We start from the raw sequence: 18,974 nt of genomic DNA on the forward strand, positions 1-18,974 counted from the left end.
ACGTTTGGCTTAGTATGTGATACATTGACTGCCAGGGCATTCCATAACTACCACGCGCTCTACCCCTGCAGCCTGGGCCCTGGCTATTTCCCGCTAACTATTTCCCGCTAACTATTTCCAGTAACTGAGACTGACCGGCGGTATCTACGACTCGCACGCGTCCCTGCTGCAGACGGGGTACGGTCACCGGCTCCAGCGTATTAGTCGTTCGGTGCTGGCCGACGAGGTTAGAACTTCCCGCATACTGCGGCTCCGTTTCGATAGACGTGAACCGGGCCGGTAGCACCAGCCGTCCGCGTTGATCAATCAACCCAAAGAGCTTACCCTGCCGCACCAGTGCCACCCCTTGGTGGAAGTAAGACGCTAGAACCAGACCACCAGAGTACGTCACTTTCTGGCCTTTGGTATCAATCCCGTAGCTTTCATTGTGTTTGCGGACCAGCGCGTAGCCCCCGTGAAAGGGGCCGACCCAGTCGAAATAGTCCGCCGAAATCTGCTTGCCCGCTGCATCCTGATAGGTATACTGAACGGCCGTGCTGCCCTGGGCCGAATGGATGAGCTGCGCCCCCGGGTATTGGTCGCGGGAGGCATTGGGGACCAGCTTGCCGCACACGGCGTAACCTTCGGTGAACTCGGAGAGCAGCTGGCAATCGGGCGTAAGCAGGCGAAGTTGTCCTGAGTGGCTTAAATACCCGACACTATCCTGCTGGAAGAAGATAAACCCCAGCGGGGTCTGTTGCAGCACGTCGTAGCGGGGTGGAATCAAAAATCCGCGCTGCAGGTCGTAGAGCCCGCTTTTATGGGTGCGCTCATCCTGCAGCACCAGCGGCGGCTGGGCCAGGGTGCTGTCCAGGGGCTGCCCGGTGGTGTACTCGCCCACATCCACCAGCCCCCGCTCAGGACTGAACAAGGCCAGATGCGTACGGCGGTTGCGCACGTCGCGCAGCAAAAACTGCCGGTTGCCCACGTAGAAGAATTGGCCCGTCTGCTGCGTGGGCACCACCGGGCGGCCGCTGGCGTCTAGCAAACCTGACTTACCGTCCCGAGCAACGGCAAACCACCGTCTTGCTGGCCCCGTGGGTACGATGGATGCGTAGCCGCTTAAGGCCGGCAGGGGACGCAGCAGCGTGTCGGTCACGATGACGGGGTGCCCGCGGCGGCGCAGGTAAACCAGCTGTTGAGGGCCGGTCTCCACGCCGGCGTCGAGGGAGTCGAAGAGCACCTGGCCCTGCAAGTTCACAATTCGCTCGATGCGCTGCACCTGATTTTTGCCGGGAATGATGGTCGTTATCTTGAGAAAGGGCAGCAAGCGAATGCGCTGGGCACCCCTGGCAGGCGTCAGGTCCAGGTATAGCGGAGCCGCCTCGGCGGCCGGCCGGTGGGTGTACACTTCCCGCTTACTCGTTAACTCCAGCATCCGCACCGGGCCGGTCACTTGGTTTCGGCCTACCTCTGCCACCAGCAGGCGGTTAAAGCGGGGCAGCGCCGTGAAGTGGTGCGTGCCCGGCTCCCGGTACACGACCTGACCGCGGGCGTCAAGCAACAGCGTCTCATTGCCCTGCTGCAACTGAATATGGTCGCAGCCGGCGGATTCTACTTCCTCATACTCCTGGGGTAGCAGCTGCCGGCCCTGCAGATTGAGCACGGCCCAGCGGGCCGGGCCCGAATTATGGCCCACCTTCACCAGACTGCTGGTGAGCACCCGCACGGGCCGCTGGGCATACGGAATGACCACCCGGCCCCGGGCGTCCAGTACTGCCCAGGCCCCGTCTGCGTTCATGTCCGTAATAAGCCCGCTGGCATCGCACAGCTCTTGGGCCGGGGCGGCAGTAATAACTGCTAACTGCAGAAAAAGCAGCCATCGGATGGCTAAGCGCATAGTATAGGATTAAGAAGAATAGGCAGCAATGGAAGCCCCATGAGCGTGCCCGATTGACTGTAGTGCAACTTCACGGCGCGTTGCTGCACGGCGGAAAGCGGCCAGCCCATCAGGCAGCAGGTGGAGTCGGATAAGTCGCTAAGAGTGCTAACTCAAGAAATACTTCCGTTTGAGCTGCGCACACTAAGGCCGGGGCGGAAGCTGCACTAGCAATGATTTGCGCACGGCGACCCGCTGACCGTTTTGCTTGCCGGGTATGAATCGGGGCAGATTATCCAGCGCTGCCAGAGCGGCGGCATCGGCCTGTGGATTCAGCCCTTGCACCACCTTTTTTTCGAACACCCCTCCCCGGGGACCGATGACGATGCTGACGATTATGCGGCCACTCATGGACTGCGCGCTGGCACCGAGCCGCTTACGCACGCGACGACTCAGCGTGTCCTGCAGGGCGGACCAGCCGCCTTCCAGGACGACTGTGGGACTCTGTTCAACAAAGGTGTAGATGCGGCTGGAATCGGCGTCGAACAGGGGCCGGGTAGCAGCCGGAGTAGCGACTGGGCTACCTTGGCCATGACTCAGCAGCGGATAAAACGCCAGGAGAAAAGATAATAATACGGTACGAGTCATGGGATAAGCCATTAAAAAAGAAGTTGGTGGCCACGAAGGTAGCTCCCCGATGGCAACAAGGGAGAAAGTCATCGTAAGCCGAGGCGCTGCTCTTCGGTATAGGTGGTCCTGGCTGGCGCTAAACGGGCAAACTTGCTATTCTCCTGTTTAAAAGGATCATTCCAGAAACTGCAGCAGCAATAGGACACTCTGATTTCAAAAGCTGACATCATGAGAACGCACAGTGCTAACTAGGTAATACGTAATCAGCTCCCCACCAGAAAGTCAGACTGGAGTTAACAAGCTGCTAAGTATGTTGGCCCTTGCCCCATCCATACCGGCAGAGCGCCCGCCTCTGCCCATCGTCTTCGGGTGGAAGTAGCTGCTGCCGGGTGACCCCACGGTTCTGGCATTGTGGCTACAGTTCTCGTTATCACAGTATATTGCCTCCACTTCATGCTGGCTTATACATTATTCGTCTCCTCGTATAGCCCTCTAGATTTTACTTCTACTCCTACGTATTTGAAACATATTGTATCGGTAGGTGCCATTTACCTGGCCTTGGCCACCATTGCCTGCGGGCAGGTACAATCGCCTGCTCCCAAAGACTACTCGCAATTACTGGCTGGACGCTACGACGTGCGGGAAGCCAAACGCCTTCTGCAGCAAACCGTCGTCTACCCCCGGTGCGTGGAAGAGCAAAAAGCCCAGGGCAAGACGGAACATAGTGTCAGCATCTTCTCGCTGACGGTAGATAAGGAAGGTCGGGGCGGCCAGGTTGATTTCACCGTCACGAAGCAGATCAGTCGGGCGTGCGCCCCGGAGATTGAGGCCGCCATTCGGGCGGCCGTCCAACGGTTGCCGCGCTTTCGTCCGGCCCAAGAAAATGGCGTGCCCGTACCGGTAGAACTCCGCATGGGGATGGAGTTCCCACCACCGGATCCGGAAGACTATGGTAAGCAAGAGCCCGAGGTGAGGGCCAACTATCCGGGGGGAGACGCTGCCTTGGATAAAGCGCTGGGCTTCCCCAGCAAGCCGCTTACCAGGGCAGACTCCGTGAATGTGGTATCCGTGCTGTTGAGTGTACGCCCGGATGGGCGGGTGGGCCGCACGCGGCTCATGAGCCTAAGTCAGCCAGCGCCCGGGTACTATCAGGGAATCTATGCGCAAACGATGGTTCGCCGCTTAGCAGTGTTCACACCGGCCAAGAGCAACGGCAAGTCGGTCGGGTCTGAGTTCATTCTCAGCGTGTACTGTCCCGCGGAGGAAAAACTGGAGGAATTGGCCTTTCTGGGGCAGCTGCCGGTGGCACCGGTGCTGCCCCCCTTGCCGCTGAAGCTCTTGCCTATCCCAGAAAGCTTCCCGACAGCGGCCAGTGCCCCCAGCGACTACACCCTGCGCCCTGGCGCCGCCCCCACCGCCAGCCGGAGCAATGCCGATGCCCCCCGCACGCTGGACGGCAGTCCGGTGTACGGGTACGTGCAGCAAATGCCTACCCTGGCCCCGCCCCACGAGAAGGCCACAGTATCCACCGCCATCTTGGAAAACCTAGTGGTGTCGGACGACGTGCGCAGCGGCAAATTTGAAGGACTGGTACGGGTTGCGTTTACGGTAGACGCCCAGGGCACCGTGCGCGACCCCAAAATGGTGCAGGGCCTGTGCGAGCCTTGCGACGAGGCCGTGCTAGCTGCCGCGCGCCACCTGAAGTTCGTACCTGGCCAGCAAAACGGCCAGCCCGTGCCGGTGTTCATGCGCGTGGACGTCCCCTTCAAGCCCAGCCCACCCGCCCCAGCCAAGGATAGGTAGTTGACCGAATAGCAGCGGGTGCTATTGGCTGCTTAACCACTCTGACTAAGCGCCGATCCACTACTGCCGCTGCTACCAACAATTCTGCCTTTCTACGCAAAGCCATCCTGGCCCGAACAAAATCCCAAGCAATGGATATAACAACTATTGGCGGAGGAATAGGGGGCTGACTACGGCCCTGGCCCTGCACCGGAACGAAATAAAAAGCACCGTTTCGCTGTACCCCGAGCGGATGATTCCGGTGCTACTGCCGTTTTCTCCAGTAGCTTAAGTGCTCGGTTTCCTTCTTAGACTGTCCGCTAAAGAAGCCTCCCCTTTCAGCATCGTCTGTATGTACGCCCCTGGCTGGTTACTGCTTATACTTATTCTACTACTGGTGCCCGTGGGCGCTCTTCACCTCGCAACCGGAATGTTGCGTGCATGGCCCCGCTGGCTGACGAGAATCTGGTTGCTGGGGTTGGTGCTTACCCTTCTTTGTTCCTCCATCGGAGAATCATCCGACCGTTCCTTTCCGTTTTCTTTGATAAAAGGAAATGGGTTTAAGGCGGTCGTTGACATGATTTTTGTCTTCACCGGACAAATAAAAACAACCGCGGTAGGGGACATCATCCGCCGTAATGCGGCTGATTTCTGCTGGGTCCTGTTGCTGCCTTCCATGCCGCCAATGCTGCTATGGCTGATAGGATTACCCATAAGAAAACGATTGGCCAAGACATAAAACAGCCAAGACAACAGTGCTTAATTCAGCACTCCTTCAACTGAACGGAGCGCGTTTACCTTGCCACCGTTTCGGTGAACGCGGCTAGGGCATAACAGCTTTCCTTGCCTAGGCATTGCCCTGCGTCAGGCGGGCTGCGAGGGCTTGAACAACCCACGGCGCCACAAGACCGGCCACGCCGCTGCCCAGAATGGATAAGAACAGGTACGGGCGGTCAACGGCCCCCGAAAACACGCCACACAACGCCGAGGCTACCGCAGTGTAGAGCAGACTGGTACCGACTACAGCGGGCCAACGCCGGCCAAATTGGTTCAGGGCTGCCCACGTGGCCAGTCCGACCGCCAACAGGCCAAACGTGTAAGCGCAATAATGCAGGGAGATGCCCCATGAAATCGGTACCCTCAACGACCGGCCCCGGAACTGCTGCACGCTCACAGCTGCAAACCTGCTGGCATAAAATAGGGCCCCTGAAACCGCCAGGCGCCAACCCAGGGCCCAGCCAATGCGCAGCAACTTGTCCATACCCAAAAGAACGCTCCCTTTCTTAAACGGCGAACAGCTGCTCCACACCAAATGCCAGCAGGCCGCTACAGTGCCCGGTAAGTTTACGAAACCCGTCTACGATTGAACGTTTACGAAACTGGCAAACGAGATGCGTTTCGTAAACTCGCAACAGGCTGCTTTCCCGGGCTTGCTTAAACAGTATTTTCGGGGTCATAGCTTTTCGTTCGGGAAGAACTTACAGCTAATAGCTGAAAAAATAACCACTCAACGCAGAGCGGCAGCTACCTCCTGCTCGGGCAGGCCGGTGAAGCGGCAGAACTCGCCGATGGAGACGTAGGAGCCGGTGGGCTTGCCCAAGTGCCGGCGCACACGCTGGAGTAGGCGCTTGGCGCCGTCGTAGCTGTGGCCGGTGAGCGTGGCCACGTCCTTGGGAAATACGCAGACCTGGGGCATACGGGGTATCGTGGGGTAGTATCGGAAAGTGAAGATACGAAGCGCCCCGATGCCGTGCTAGGTTTGGCCTATGCAGGTATTCAGGGCACTTCTGGCAGCTATCCTCCTGACGGGCAACGTGCCCGGCCGGGCCCAGGTGCGCGCCAGCAGGCTGCCCCGACTGCTACGACCCGCGCCGGCCGCAGCCGGGCTGCCGGCCTCGCCGGTCTGGCAGCTGGTGCGGGTAGAACGGGTAGTGGACGCCGACACCTACGAGGTGGCCACGGCCGGCGGCCGAGCGAAAGTACGGCTGCTGGGGGTGGACGCGCCGGAAGCGGATCAGTCGTTCGGGCCCGAGGCCACGGCCCTGGTTGGGGCCTTGCTGCGCCGACAGTACGTGTGGGTGCAGGTGCGGGGCCGGGATTTGTACGGGCGGCACCTGGCCGTGGTGCGGCTGCGGCCGGCGGCCTTCTCCCCGGCCGGGCCGGTGGCGCTGGATAGCCTGCTGGTGGTGCACGGCTGGGCCTGGGCCTATGAGCCGGACCGGGCTACGGCCCGGCGGCTGGCCGAGCAACAGCAGGCCCAGCGGGCCGGCCGGGGACTGTGGCAGTGCCCGCAGCCAATGGAGCCGCGCTTCTGGCGTGGCCTGGACAACGAAACGAAGCGGCGCAACCGGGGCGGCTGCCCCCGGCTGCAGCAAGGCCGCTGAAGCAGCCGTTTTTCTCACCTCTTTTCCCCTATTTCCTATGGCACGCATTCGCAGCCTGCTCGGCGACATTGAAGGCTCGGCCGGGCAAATCACCTTCAGCAAGCAGAATGGCAAAAACATTCTGCGCCAAAAAGTGGGCAGCAACTCCAGCAACTCGCCCGCTCAGCAGAACACGCGCAGCCGCTTCAAGCTGCTGGCCGACCTGTTCCGCCGCTTCGGCGGGGCCGTGCAGCTGGGCCTCAAGGCCCAGGGAGGGCAGTCGCCCTACAACCGCTTCGTGGGCCAGAACTTCGCCAACACCCAGGCCGACGCCCAGAACGTGGCCACGGTGGACTACACGAAGCTGGTGCTCTCGGGCGGGGCGGTGGAGCCCCTCGCGGGCGTTTCGGCCGCGCTGGACGCGGCCACCGGCAAGGTAACGGTGAGCTTCACCGACAACAGCAACGGCAACACGGCTTTGGACACCGACCTGGTGAAGGCGCTGGTGGTCAACAAAACCACCGGCCGGGTGGTGACGGCCGCCGACGAGGACAGCACCCGCGCCGACGGCGCGGTGGAGCTGGAGGACGACGCGCTGACGGGCGCCGTGGCCGCCGACCTGGTGGTCCTGGCCTTCGCCTACCGCGCCAACGGCTCGGACGCCTCGGCCACTAGTGCCGCGCAGGTGGCCTAGTAGTGGCCGGATAACCAACCGTAAAACCGCCCCGGCCGCTGGTCGGGGCAGTTTTGCACCGTGACCGGATAGGGCTGACGGGAGCTGCATAGGAGAAGCATAGGAGCAACCTACCAGCTACCCCCTGCCCTACTACGGCCGTCCTATTTGCATTTTTTCCATTCTCATCCTCTGCTTACGATGGCAAAGACTGCCTATCAGAAACAAGCCGACAAGCGCACGAAGGACGCGCTGCGGCTGCGGGCGCGCTTTGATGCGCGCCTGCGCAAATCGGCCCGGCAGCTGCTCAACGCGCTGGCCGGCACGGCCCAGGCCAAAGCCCGGCTGGACCGCATCAACCTACTCTACGGCGTGGATATCAGCACCGAAACCCTGCTGGCCCACGATGTTCGCGTGGCCGGTCTGGGCGGGGCACTGGCGCCGCTGCTGGAACAGAGCGCGCCGGACGAGGAAGTGCAGCTCTTCAACCCTACCCCCGATGGCAACGGCGGGATGTCGCTGGCGATAGAGGCCGTATTCGGTGAGCCCATTATGCTGGAATCACTGCCATTGGATCCACCACGCCGACCGCCGGTAGTCGATTTCATCGACGGGTAATGCCTCTACCACTCTTTGATAGAAAACCCCGGCCTGCTCAGGTCGGGGTTTTTAACTTAATGTGCGTCATCGCACGGCACCTCCATTTTTATGGACTAGTCAGGTAATACCCGCCTGCTACGCAAAGTGCTGCGCCACTGCTTGCTCGACCTGCTGGATACAACGGCCACCCATTCGCGACGCATCAGATAAATACGACGGGGCAGCAATTTTGTCCCACCGGTTTGGCACAACTTTGTGCCAAACCGATGAGTCTATTTTACCGCTCCCCTTTCACACCCTCATCCAGTGCCTTCCTACACCAGCAGTAGATTTTTCTTTTTGCTCCTCTTCTGGCTCATCGGGTGTGTCGCCGCACCGCTGGCCAGTGCAGCCCAATCCGTCCATAGAGACAATATTACTGTCGACACCGGCCAGGTACATAGTACCTACCGATTCCTCCTTACTCGCTTGCCCGCTAATACACCGGGCGATGCGGCCTTCTACCTGGTCGGCTCCTTCAATAACTGGCAGCCTGCAGATAAGCGCTACCGGTTTCGGCGGCAGCCCAATGGGCTGTTCGGCCTGGTGCTGCGCACGACGCGGGCGCGCCTCGAATACAAAGTGTCGCGGGGGAGCTGGGCCGCCATTGAGGGGAGCGGACACGGGCAGGTGCGGGCCAACCGGGTGGCAACACGCCAGCAGGCCCGGGCCGGAGAGCTGGAAGTGCGGGTGCAAAGCTGGGAAGATTTGAATGGCACCTTCCAGTTTTACTCGCTCTACGACCTGCTACTGCTGTTCTCAGGCTTGCAGGGAGTACTACTGGTAATAGCCATCCCCAATACGCAGCACGCTAATCGGGCCGCCAATCGGTGGCTGCTGTGGTTGTTGGGCCTGGGCGCACTGGCTATGGTGCTCACGGTAGTGAGCGGCTACCGTGAGGTGGCCAACGCGTATCCTAAACTGGCCCTGCTGCCGGATTTTGTCTGGTTTCTTTACGGGCCCCTGTTTTACTGCTACCTGCGCCGCCTGCTGTTCAACGAAACAAAGTTGCAACGCCAGTGGCTGTGCTTACTGCCAGCGGCCCTTCAATTGCTGGTGTATCTGCCCTATTTTTTGCTTGACAGCTACGAGTTTCAGCTCAAGCTGGTAAGCCATGACCCAACGCTTCGTGCGGTGCTGCTGGCCACCGGAGTGGCCGCCTGGCTGAGCAACGGGGCCTATTGGCTGGCCTGCCGCCGCACCCTTCGGGCGTATACCCGGCAATATGAAGCCAGCGTTTCGTATGAGCAGAACCTGCAGTACCTCGGTACGGTGCTGGGCATTCAGGCGGCTTGCCTGGCCTTGTGGGGGTTCCTGTTTGTGCTTATGCTGGCCAGCCGCTGGGTGGAGTTTGATGTGTATTCGCTGGCGGCCCGCAACGTGGAGTTAATCTGGCTGACGTTTTCTACCCTACCCTACTTTCTGGGCTACGTCGCTATTCGGCAGCCAGAAATCTTCAAGCTGGTGCCCGCCGCCCCAGCGTATCCGTCGGACATTCCGGCGCCTGCCTTACCATTGCCCGAAGTCTCACGGGCGGCACCACTGATTTCCACGCCGGTAGAAGCACCACGCCCCAGCCCGGCCCGGCCGCCGCTGGCCCTCGACCTGGCAGCTCTGCAGGCCACTGTGACTAGCTATATGCAGGAGCATAAGCCGTACCTCAACCCCAACCTGACCATTCACGAGCTGGCCACCGGCCTGAAGCTGCCGCCACACGTGCTGTCGAAAGTCATTAATGAGGGATTTGAAAAGAACTTTTTCGACTTCATCAATTCTTACCGGATTGAGGAGTTCAAGGCGGTGATGGCGACGCCGCGCGCTCAGCACTACAGCCTGTTGGGCGTAGCGCTGGAAGTGGGTTTCAACTCCAAAACGGCCTTCAACCGGGCGTTCAAAAAGCAAACCGACCAGACCCCGCGCCAGTATTTCAACGGCGTCAGCGAGGAATGAGCGGCCGTGGCATAGAAGGGAACGGGACTAGGCAAGAGCCCTGGGGGCAAACCACCAACGTGCCGACTTTCAAAAAGAGCACCTATTTTACAGAGTGTAATCAATAGGCCTTCAGTATTTTAAAAAGCGGCACTACTAAAAGCAACCGCTTTTGGAAAGTGGGGCGCGACGCGAAAAGTGACGCGGTAGGTTTGCCTCACCAATTCGTCCCGGCTATGCCTAGCTCGCCCGGCCGGAGTGGTACGCAACTTTTCCGTTCACCCGCCGGCCAATGGGCCGGACCTGCTTTCTCCCCCACCATGTCCTTCCCCAAACCCCTGCTGGTGCTGCTCGTACTCCTGAGCCGGCTGGCCGCCAGCGCCGCTCCCCTTGCCAAGCCGGCCGCGCCCATCAGCCGCATCGACCCGACGTTCTGGTGGGTGGGCATGAAAAATCCGAAGCTTCAGCTGCTGGTGCACGGCCCGGGCCTGGCCACCAGCCGGGTGAGCCTGGCCAGCTATCCGGGCGTCACGTTCGACGGCTTTCAGCGGCTGGAAGGCCCCAACTACCTGCTCGTCAACCTCACGATTTCGCCTGACGCCAAACCCGGCAAGCTGCAGTTGACCTTTACCGGCAAGCAGAAAAGTACCTACGCCTACGAGTTGCGGGCCCGCACGACGCCCGGCGACAAGTCGAAAGTACAGGGCATCAGCAGCGCCGACTTCGTGTACCTGCTCATGCCCGACCGGTTTGCCAACGGCGACCCGACAAACGACGTGGTGAAGGGCAACCGGGCTCCGGGCGTGGCGCGCGACTCCATGTATGCCCGCCACGGCGGCGACCTGAAAGGCATAGAGCAGCATTTCGATTACCTGAAAGAGCTGGGCGTGACGGCTATCTGGCCCACGCCGGTGGTCGACAACAACATGCCCAAGGCCGGCTACCACGGCTACGCCCTCACGGACTATTATGCGGTGGACCCACACTATGGCACCAACGAGGACTATGTGCGCTTCGTGCAGCACGCCCACCAGCAGGGCCTGAAGGTGGTGCACGACGTGGTGCTCAACCACATCGGCAGCTTCAACTACCTCTGGCTCGACCAGCCGGCCCGGGACTGGTTTCACCAGTGGCCCCAGCCCACGAAGGGCAACTACCGCAACGGCACGGTGAACGACCCGCACGTGTCGGCCCTGGACCGCACCATGTTCAGCACTACCTGGTTTGACATCACCATGCCCGACCCGGCCCAGGAGAATCCGTTGGTGGCGACCTACCTCATCCAGAATTTTCTCTGGTGGGTGGAATACACCGGCGTCGACGGCTACCGCGTGGATACCTACACCTACTCCGACCCGACGTTTCTGATGAACTGGGGCAAGGCCATTCTCGATGAGTACCCGCAGCTGGGCATGTTTGGCGAAACCTGGATGCAGGAGGCCGAGGGCGTGGCCCAGCAGGCATTCTGGACCCGCAACGTGTTTCCGCCCGTCAACGGCTTCAAGAGCAACCTGCCCGGCGCCATCGATTTTATCCTGCGCCAGGCCCTGCTCGAAAGCCTGACCAAGCCGGCCGGCTTTGCCGAGGGCGTGGCCAAGCTCTACTACGCTGTGCAGGGTGACTGGATGTACGAGGACGCCAGCCGCAACCTGATTTTCCTGGACAACCACGACGTAGACCGGGTGTTTTCGGTGCTGGGCGAGGACGTACGCAAGCAGAAGATGGCGCTGGCCTGGCTGCTCACCGAGCGCGGCATTCCGCAGCTCTACTACGGCACCGAGGTGCTGATGAAAAACTTCAGCCGCCCCGACGGCCTGTTGCGCGAAGACTTTCCCGGCGGCTTTCCCGGCGATGCGCGCAACGCCTTCACGGCGGCCGGCCGCACCCCGGCCCAGCAGGAAATGTACGAATTCGTGCGGCGGCTGGCCACCTACCGTAAAACCCATCCGGTGCTGCAAACCGGGCAACTCACGCACTTTGTGCCGGAGGATGGCGTGTATACCTACTTCCGCCACAACGCTCAGGGACAAAGCGTGATGGTGATGATGAACTGCAGCGCGGCCGCCAAAACGGTGAAGATGAATCGGTTTGCCGAGCGTCTGAGAGGCTATACCGCCGCGCAGGATGTGCTGACCAATGCCGTTGTACCAGACCTGCAAACCACCCACGTGCCGGCCTATACGGCCCTGGTGTGGGAATTGCGCTAAATCAGAAGGGTGGTAACAACGACTTATGGCACCTATCCTGATCCTGGACGGAACGAGCTTCGACCACATCGTGACCTTACCCGTGCTGCCAGCACCGCAGCCGCGGACTGTCCATCAGGCTCCTTTTCATGAGGGAACAAGCTTCACCGGGGCAAGGCCCTGGCTCTTACCAAGCTGGGCCTACCGACTACGTTGTACTCGGCCGTAGGCGACGATGCCTATGGCCGCCACATCGTCGCCGATTTGCAGGCACTGGGCGTACGAGCCCACTACGTGGTGGACCCCGCCGGGACCGAGCGCCATATCAACTTGATGGATAGCCACGGCCAGCGCATCTCCTTGTAGCGGCAGCTAGGCCGGGGGAAGGCCCTGCGGGGTGTGGTGGCGGTGGGGCTCCAGGACGGCCCCGTTAAAGGCGCTACCGAACGTGAGGCCATTGCCCATGCTCTGCTTCTGGCCGCCGCAGGGCTGAGTAGGCTTGTCGAGGGCCTCGCGTTCGATGCCTGAAATCCGGAAGCAGTGCAACGCAACCCCGCGTCAGGGCACCCGCACAAACTCCACCACCCACACCCACTCGTTGCGGGCCCATGCGTCAGGATAAATGGAATCCAACAGGCCCTGGAATGCCCGTACAGCGGTATCGTACCAGCGGAAGCCATCGGCAGCACAGGCGTCGGGCTCTACTCCGCCCCACTGCACGCTACCCTGCTGCAGCCGAAAGCTCAGGCCCTCCTGCCGGGCCTGGGCTTCGGTGATGCTGCGCACCTGCTCCACCTGAATGCGGACCACCCGCAACCGGCAGTCCGGAGCTTCCTGCACATACAGCACAGTACCGGCCGGCCCGAAAGGGCACGGCACGGGTGGCAGCGTATCAGCCGGCGCGTGACGGTCGGTAAATAACGCGCCGGCCGCCGTCAGGGCCCGCAGGCCGTAGCGCCCGGGGTCCTGGCGCAGCTGCAGCGTGGGCGCCAGCCGGCGGCGGGTGACAGTTTTGCGGCCGGCCAGCACCGCGGCCAGCATGGCCGGATTGAAGGAAATACTATCCATCAGCATAGCCCAAACAGGCGTCCTTGGCCCTGAAACAGCCTGTTACTGTACCGGCCCGGTATCGGTGCCGGCTTCCAGCACCTGCTGCACGGCCGAAGGCACGGCGGAGAGCAGGTCAAGGCCGGTGGCGGCCTCAATAGCATCGACGCTGGTGCGGTACTGGCCCCAGCTGGTGCTCAGGCTGTTGTCGTTGGGCGTGTCGATGGCAATGACGCGGGTGCCCGCCGTAACGCGGGTAGCGTCCGACTCGCCCACCGGCAGCACCACCACCACCTTCCAGATGCGGGCCGGCACCGTTACGCGGCCCTGGTCGAGGGTGGTTCTGGCCCCCGACGAGCCCACTCCGCCTATTCCGTACTGCCCCATAATAACGTAGAGCTCGTTGCCGGAACTCAGCAGGGAGCGGGTGTAGTCTTCCAGATTGGCCCAGGTTTGCTGGTTGTTGCGCGGGGCCTGCGGAATCATGTTGGTCATCAGAAACGTGGCCGAGTTGTCGGGCACGGTGTTAGTGCGGTCGGCGCTGGGGCAGTTGTGGCCCCGGTCGAAGCCCGACCCGGAGTAGCTGGTGGCCTGCACCTGATACCAGCCGGTCGGCAGCGTGGCGTCGGCGCGGAAATCATCCTGCCGGGCAGCCGATCCGCGCCAGCTCAGGTCGAGGTGCCAGCTCACCCAGTTGGGGATGCCCCGCTCCCGGTGGTAGCTGAGCGCATACTGCGGCTTGCTGAGCAGGTAGTTGGTGGGCTGCGACGGATCGGCGGTAGCGCCGCTGGGGTTGCCGAGCGTCAGGTGCTCGGGCAGCGGCTGCACGGGCGGGGCGGGCGGCGAGGCGGGAGTCGGGTCCTGTGTGGTAGAGCAGGAGGCCACGGTGAGCAGCCCCAGCAGCCCCCAGACGGGCAAACTGAGCGAGCGGTACAGCATCAGACGGGATAAAGCAAAGGTGTGTAGCAGAGAGCGGAAGCACAAAGGTACCCTTTTGGGAGTTGGCCCGCGCGCCGCCACTCCGGCCCGGCCGGTGCGCCCGCGCCAACGCTGCGTGGGCAACTGCGTATTTGCTGCTACCTGCCATCTATTTCCGCCTGCATGAAGCTGCCCTCTATCCTCCCCCTCCAACCCGGCGACCCTGCCCCCGACGGCCTGCTGCCCGGTGGTTCGCCCCTTTCCGCACTGCGGGGCCGGCCTGTAGTGCTGGCCTTCGCGCCCGACGACTGGAACCCCGGCCACGCGCATCAGAGCGCCCTGTTTGCCCAGCTGCTGCAGGAGTTCGGCGAAGAAATAGCCTTCGTCGATACGGCCGCCGAGGGCTGGCACTCGCTGGACTGGCGCGGCACGCTAGCAGAGCAGTTTGGCGTGAGTGGCCGGCGGGCGCTGTTTCTGCTCGATGAGCAGGGCCTGATCCGCTGGTCGGCGGTCGTGGAGGCCGGCACCACCATCCGGGCCGGCCAGGTGCTGGCCGCGCTGGAAACCCTGAAAGCCCCGGCGGCGGCCCCCACGGTTTCGGCCGAGGCAGCCGGCACCGTATCGCGGCGCACGTTCGTGACGGCGCTGCTGGCCACCGTGGCCCTGCTGCAGCTGCCCGGCACCGATATGGCCGCCGCCACGCCAGCACCGGCCGACGCCTCCGACGCGCCGGCCGTTCCTGCCGATACCGTACCCGTTACGCTGCGCATCAATGGCAAAACGCACCGCCTGCAGCTGGAGCCCCGCGTGGCGCTGCTGGACGCGCTGCGCGAAAACCTGCACCTCACGGGTACCAAAAAGGGCTGCGACCATGGCCAGTGCGGCGCCTGCACCGTGCACCTTGACGGCCAGAGCGCCCTCTCCTGCCTGCGCCTGGCCGTCATGAGCCAGGGCCAGGAAATCACCACCATCGAGGGCCTGGCCACCGGCGACACGCTGCACCCCATGCAGACGGCTTTCGTGAAGCACGATGCCTTCCAGTGCGGCTACTGCACGCCGGGCCAGATTATGGCCGCCACTGCCCTGCTGCAGGACAAGCAGCAGCGCTCCGCCGTGGAAATCAGGGAGGCCATGAGCGGCAACCTGTGCCGCTGCGCCGCCTACCCCAACATCATTGCCGCCATCGAAGACGCCCAGCGCGCATAACCCCCGCTTATGAATCCTTTTCACTATCAGCGCGCCGGCAGCGCCGCCGAGGCGGTGGCCCTGGTGGCTCGGGAACCAGCCGCCACGTTTATTGCCGGCGGCACGTCGGAAGTCGATCTGCTGAAGGAAGGCGTGCACCAGCCCAGCCGGCTGGTAGACCTCGCAGGTTTGCCGCCCGGCACCATTGCCCCCCTGAACGGCGGGTTGCGCCTGGGCGCCAGCGTGAGCAATAGCGCCGCCGCCGCCCACCCCGAAATCCAGCAGCGCTACACGGCCGTGAGCGAGGCTCTGCTGGCAGGTGCCTCCACCCAGATCCGCAACGTGGCCACCATGGCCGGCAATCCGCTGCAGCGCACCCGCTGCCCGTATTTCCGCGACCCCGGCCAGCCCTGCAACAAGCGCGTGCCCGGCAGCGGCTGCGCGGCCCTCGGCGGCCTCAACCGCATGCACGCCCTGTTCGGGGCCTCGTCCAGCTGCGTGGCCACCCAGCCCAGCGACCTGGCCGTGGCCCTGGCAGCCCTCGATGCGCAGGTGCAGACCACCGGCCCCGGTGGCAGCCGCACCATCGCCTTCCCCGACCTGCACCGCCTGCCCGGCAGCACCCCGCACCTGGATACGGTGCTGGAGCACGGCGAACTGATAACGGCCATCGACCTGCCCGCCTTCTCTGGCCGCTCGCACTACCTTAAGGTGCGCGACCGGGCCTCCTACGCCTACGCTTTGGTGTCGTGCGCGGTGGCGCTGGAACTGGATGGCACGCGCATCCGGCGGGCCCGGATAGCGCTGGGTGGCGTGGCCCACAAGCCCTGGCGGGTGCCCGCCGCCGAAGCCCTGCTGGCCGGCCAGAAACCCACCGAAAAGCTGTTTCTGGCCGCCGCCGAGCGCGCCTTCGCCGATGCCAAGCCGCTGGATCACAACGGCTACAAAGTCCCGATGGGCCGCAACCTGCTGGTGCGGGCCCTGCTGGAAATCAGCGGCCTGCAGCCGCTGGTCGGTCCGGCCGGCACGGCCTTCGCCGCCAGCGTGGGCGGCATGGGCGGCCTCGTTTCTTCTCCCCGCTAATTTCTCAGGACTACTATGATAATGACGGAAGCCACCGGCCAACCCCTCGACCGGGTGGATGGCCAGCTGAAAGTGACGGGCGCGGCCCGCTACACCGCCGAATGGGACGTGCCGGGCCTGGTGTACGGGGCCGTAGCCGTGAGCACCATTGCCCATGGCACCATACGCACCCTGGACACGGCCGCCGCGCTGCGGGCTCCGGGCGTGCTGGCCGTGCTCACCCACGAAAATGCCCCCCGCCTGCAGCCCATGCCCGAAAAGGTAGGCGAAACGCTGTTTCGGGGCGAAGGCGGCATCACGGAAACGCGCCAGCCCCTGCAGGATGCCACCGTGGAATATGCCGGCCAGCCCATTGCAATGGTGGTAGCCGCCACCCACGAGCAGGCCCGCCACGCCGCCACGCTCCTGCGCGTCACCTACGACGAACGGCCCCCGCAGCTTGACCGGCAGAACGCGGCCCGGCAGACCAAGCCGGAGACCTTTCTCGGCAGCAAGGAAGAAAAGCTGCAGGTCACCATCGGCGACACCAAATCTGCGCTGGCCGCTGCTCCGGTGAAGATTCAGCAGGTGTACGAGTCCGGCATCACCCACCACAGCCCCATCGAGCAGCTGGCCACCATTGCGCATTGGCAGCAGCGCGGCGGCACCGATTTCCTGACGCTCTACGACACCACCCGCGGCCTCGGGAATGCCCAGGCCGTGGCGGCGCTGTCGCTGGGGCTGCCCAAGGAGCAGGTGCACGTCATCTGCCCGTTTGTGGGCGGGGCCTTCGGGGCGAAGGGCTGGCTGTTTGCCCCGATGCTGCTGGCGGCCATGGCGGCGCGGGTAGTAAAGAAGCCGGTGAAGCTGGAATGGCGGCGGCAGGAGATGTTTACGGTGGCCGGCCAGCGCGCCGCCACCCGCCAGACCCTGGCCCTGGGCGCCACCCGCGACGGCCGCCTCACGGCCCTGCAGCACGACACGCACACTCATTCCTCGCTTTCCAGTGGGTTTACGGAGCCTTGCGCCCGGGTGTCGCGGATGATGTACGCCGTGCCCAACCTGGGCTTCTCGCACCAGCTGGCCCACCTGAATATGCCCTCGCCGTGCCCCATGCGCGGCCCCGGCGAAACCGTGGGCGGCTGGGCTCTGGAGTGCGCCCTCGATGAGCTGGCCACCGAGCTGAACCTGGACCCGGTGGAGCTGCGCCTGCGCAACTACGCCGACAAAAACCCCGAAACCGGCAAGCCCTGGTCGAGCAAGCACCTGCGCGAGTGCTACGCCCGCGGCAAGGCCCTGATCGGCTGGGACGCCCGCAACCCCAAGCCCCGCTCCATGCGGGAAGGCCGCGAGCTGATCGGCTACGGCATGGCCACCACCATGTACCCAGCCGGCCGCCGCAAGGCCGCCGCCAAAGCCACCATCTTCGCCGATGGCCGCGCGCTGGTGCAAAGCGCCACCCACGAGCTGGGCAACGGCGCCTACACCATCTTCCGCCAGATCGGGGCTGATGGCCTGGGCTTGCCGGTCGAGCAGGTGCGGTTCGAGCTCGGCGACTCCGCCCTGCCCCCCACGCCCACTTCGGGCGGGTCCGTCACGACGGCAACCGTGGGGCCGGCCGTGCTGCAGGCTAGCCGGGCCGCCGTGCGCGCCCTGCAGCAGCTCGCTACCCGCGACGCGAAGTCGCCGCTGTACGGGGCGGCGCCGGAGGCCGTGGAAGCCCGCGCCGGCCGCCTGCAGCTGAAGGCCACCCCCGCTACCGGCGAAACCTACGCCGCCATTCTGAAGCGGGCCAACCTGCCTTCGGTGAGTGGCACCGACGAGGCGCAGCCCGGCGCGGAGCGCGAGCAATATTCGTTCTACTCGTTTGGGGCGGTATTTGCGCAGGTGCGGGTCGATGAGGCCAGCGGCACCATTCGGGTAGCCCGTTTGTGCGGCGTCTACGACGTGGGCCGTCTCATGAACCCCAAAACCGCGCACTCCCAGATCATTGGGGGCATGACCATGGGCCTGGGCGCCACGCTGATGGAAGAAACCGCCTACGACCCGCGCAGCGGCGCCGCCGTGGTGCGCAACTTCGCCGACTACCACGTGCCCAGCATGGCCGACACGCCCGACATACAGGTGGAGTGGCTCAACATCCCCGACCCACACATCAGCGAGCTGGGGGCCCGGGGCATCGGCGAAATCGGCTGCGTAGGCACGCCGGCCGCCATCACCAACGCGCTGTTTCACGCCACCGGCCGCCGCCTCCGCTCCCTGCCGCTTACGCCGGATAAGTTCTTTAGCGCCTAAAAGCACACGCGAGCCGTCTGGGCTAGCTCAGACGCCAACGACTATTTTCCTGCCTTTCGGCTTTCTGCAAACCGGTGCCTATACAGGATATAGGCACCGGTTTTGGTTTCAGCGAACAGGTAAACAGTGCACTATTATTTCTCCGCGCTAAGGAAAGGTGAAGAATAAAAAATCAGCGTATTACTGCCAAACTGAATTACAAGCACCGGTGTTCCTGGCCGGCTAATCTGTGCTTTAGTGTTTGTGTTTGATGCTTTCTTTTCAATCAACACCCTTACAATGAAGTCTTAGCAAATAGCAATAACCTGAACAGCCAGGAAAGTTAAATCCAGGCTCTATCCAAATTATCTGCAACCCCGGCTTATTTACAGCGCAAGAATTAATTACTGAATTTCACAGCTCGCTTT

At 63.0% G+C, this 18,974-nt stretch carries 16 protein-coding genes; 10 read left to right on the forward strand and 6 right to left on the reverse strand.

Annotation, left to right across the window (positions count from 1 at the left end):
- Positions 1-97 precede the first annotated feature (97 nt).
- Together O9Z63_RS07490 and O9Z63_RS07495 are read right to left on the reverse strand one after the other, a co-directional pair.
- Entirely contained in the window at positions 98-1,780 is a 1,683-nt protein-coding gene (locus O9Z63_RS07490; protein WP_270128679.1) for a WG repeat-containing protein, read from the reverse strand.
- Between the two features lie 282 nt (positions 1,781-2,062).
- The gene (locus tag O9Z63_RS07495; RefSeq protein ID WP_270128680.1) at positions 2,063-2,506 is read right to left on the reverse strand and encodes an energy transducer TonB; all 444 of its coding nucleotides are present in this window, start codon (positions 2,504-2,506) and stop codon (positions 2,063-2,065) included.
- Positions 2,507-3,007: 501 nt separating this feature from the next.
- On the opposite strand from O9Z63_RS07495, the gene O9Z63_RS07500 reads away from it, so the two are divergent.
- A complete protein-coding gene (locus O9Z63_RS07500; RefSeq protein ID WP_270128681.1) occupies positions 3,008-4,291 on the forward strand; it encodes an energy transducer TonB in 1,284 nt (427 codons plus the stop codon).
- A 393-nt stretch (positions 4,292-4,684) separates the two neighbouring features.
- Here O9Z63_RS07500 and O9Z63_RS07505 read toward each other — a convergent pair whose 3' ends face one another.
- The gene (locus tag O9Z63_RS07505; protein WP_270128682.1) at positions 4,685-4,984 is read right to left on the reverse strand and encodes a hypothetical protein; all 300 of its coding nucleotides are present in this window, start codon (positions 4,982-4,984) and stop codon (positions 4,685-4,687) included.
- A gap of 793 nt (positions 4,985-5,777) precedes the next feature.
- The gene (locus tag O9Z63_RS07510) at positions 5,778-5,966 is read right to left on the reverse strand and encodes a hypothetical protein (RefSeq protein ID WP_270128683.1); all 189 of its coding nucleotides are present in this window, start codon (positions 5,964-5,966) and stop codon (positions 5,778-5,780) included.
- 70 nt (positions 5,967-6,036) lie between these two features.
- Between O9Z63_RS07510 and O9Z63_RS07515 the strand changes: the two genes are divergently transcribed.
- The 6 genes from O9Z63_RS07515 (at position 6,037) to O9Z63_RS21180 (ending at position 12,426) form a co-directional block, all read left to right on the forward strand.
- Complete coding sequence (locus O9Z63_RS07515; RefSeq protein WP_270128684.1) at positions 6,037-6,654, forward strand: thermonuclease family protein; 618 nt, start codon at positions 6,037-6,039, stop codon at positions 6,652-6,654.
- A gap of 37 nt (positions 6,655-6,691) precedes the next feature.
- Positions 6,692-7,327, forward strand: a complete 636-nt coding sequence (locus O9Z63_RS07520; protein WP_270128685.1) for a DUF6266 family protein — start codon at positions 6,692-6,694, stop codon at positions 7,325-7,327.
- A gap of 180 nt (positions 7,328-7,507) precedes the next feature.
- Positions 7,508-7,924, forward strand: a complete 417-nt coding sequence (locus tag O9Z63_RS07525) for a hypothetical protein (protein WP_270128686.1) — start codon at positions 7,508-7,510, stop codon at positions 7,922-7,924.
- 450 nt (positions 7,925-8,374) lie between these two features.
- Complete coding sequence (locus O9Z63_RS07530; protein WP_270128687.1) at positions 8,375-9,895, forward strand: helix-turn-helix domain-containing protein; 1,521 nt, start codon at positions 8,375-8,377, stop codon at positions 9,893-9,895.
- 299 nt (positions 9,896-10,194) lie between these two features.
- Positions 10,195-12,081, forward strand: coding sequence for an alpha-amylase family glycosyl hydrolase (locus O9Z63_RS07535; RefSeq protein WP_270128688.1), 1,887 nt, complete (start codon positions 10,195-10,197; stop codon positions 12,079-12,081).
- Between the two features lie 159 nt (positions 12,082-12,240).
- Positions 12,241-12,426, forward strand: coding sequence for a PfkB family carbohydrate kinase (locus O9Z63_RS21180; RefSeq protein WP_408613892.1), 186 nt, complete (start codon positions 12,241-12,243; stop codon positions 12,424-12,426).
- Positions 12,427-12,618: 192 nt separating this feature from the next.
- On the opposite strand, the gene O9Z63_RS07540 is transcribed toward O9Z63_RS21180, so the two are convergent.
- Both O9Z63_RS07540 and O9Z63_RS07545 read right to left on the reverse strand, forming a co-directional pair.
- Positions 12,619-13,128, reverse strand: coding sequence for a hypothetical protein (locus O9Z63_RS07540; protein WP_270128689.1), 510 nt, complete (start codon positions 13,126-13,128; stop codon positions 12,619-12,621).
- Between the two features lie 42 nt (positions 13,129-13,170).
- Positions 13,171-14,046 carry a DNA/RNA non-specific endonuclease gene (locus O9Z63_RS07545; RefSeq protein WP_270128690.1) on the reverse strand — a complete coding sequence of 292 codons (876 nt, stop codon included), beginning with the start codon at positions 14,044-14,046 and terminating at the stop codon, positions 13,171-13,173.
- A gap of 162 nt (positions 14,047-14,208) precedes the next feature.
- On the opposite strand from O9Z63_RS07545, the gene O9Z63_RS21110 reads away from it, so the two are divergent.
- From O9Z63_RS21110 to O9Z63_RS07560, 3 genes are read left to right on the forward strand one after another with little or no spacing between them, the layout of a single operon-like run.
- Positions 14,209-15,231, forward strand: a complete 1,023-nt coding sequence (locus tag O9Z63_RS21110; RefSeq protein ID WP_333490337.1) for a 2Fe-2S iron-sulfur cluster-binding protein — start codon at positions 14,209-14,211, stop codon at positions 15,229-15,231.
- 9 nt (positions 15,232-15,240) lie between these two features.
- Positions 15,241-16,293: an FAD binding domain-containing protein gene (locus O9Z63_RS07555; protein WP_270128691.1), complete on the forward strand. Its 1,053-nt coding sequence runs from the start codon at positions 15,241-15,243 to the stop codon at positions 16,291-16,293.
- A gap of 15 nt (positions 16,294-16,308) precedes the next feature.
- On the forward strand, positions 16,309-18,567 hold the full coding sequence (locus O9Z63_RS07560; protein WP_270128692.1) for a xanthine dehydrogenase family protein molybdopterin-binding subunit: 2,259 nt from the start codon (positions 16,309-16,311) through the stop codon (positions 18,565-18,567).
- Positions 18,568-18,974: the final 407 nt, after the last annotated feature.

Origin of the sequence: Hymenobacter yonginensis, from assembly GCF_027625995.1 — a bacterium.
Taxonomy (GTDB): Bacteria; Bacteroidota; Bacteroidia; order Cytophagales; family Hymenobacteraceae; genus Hymenobacter; species Hymenobacter yonginensis.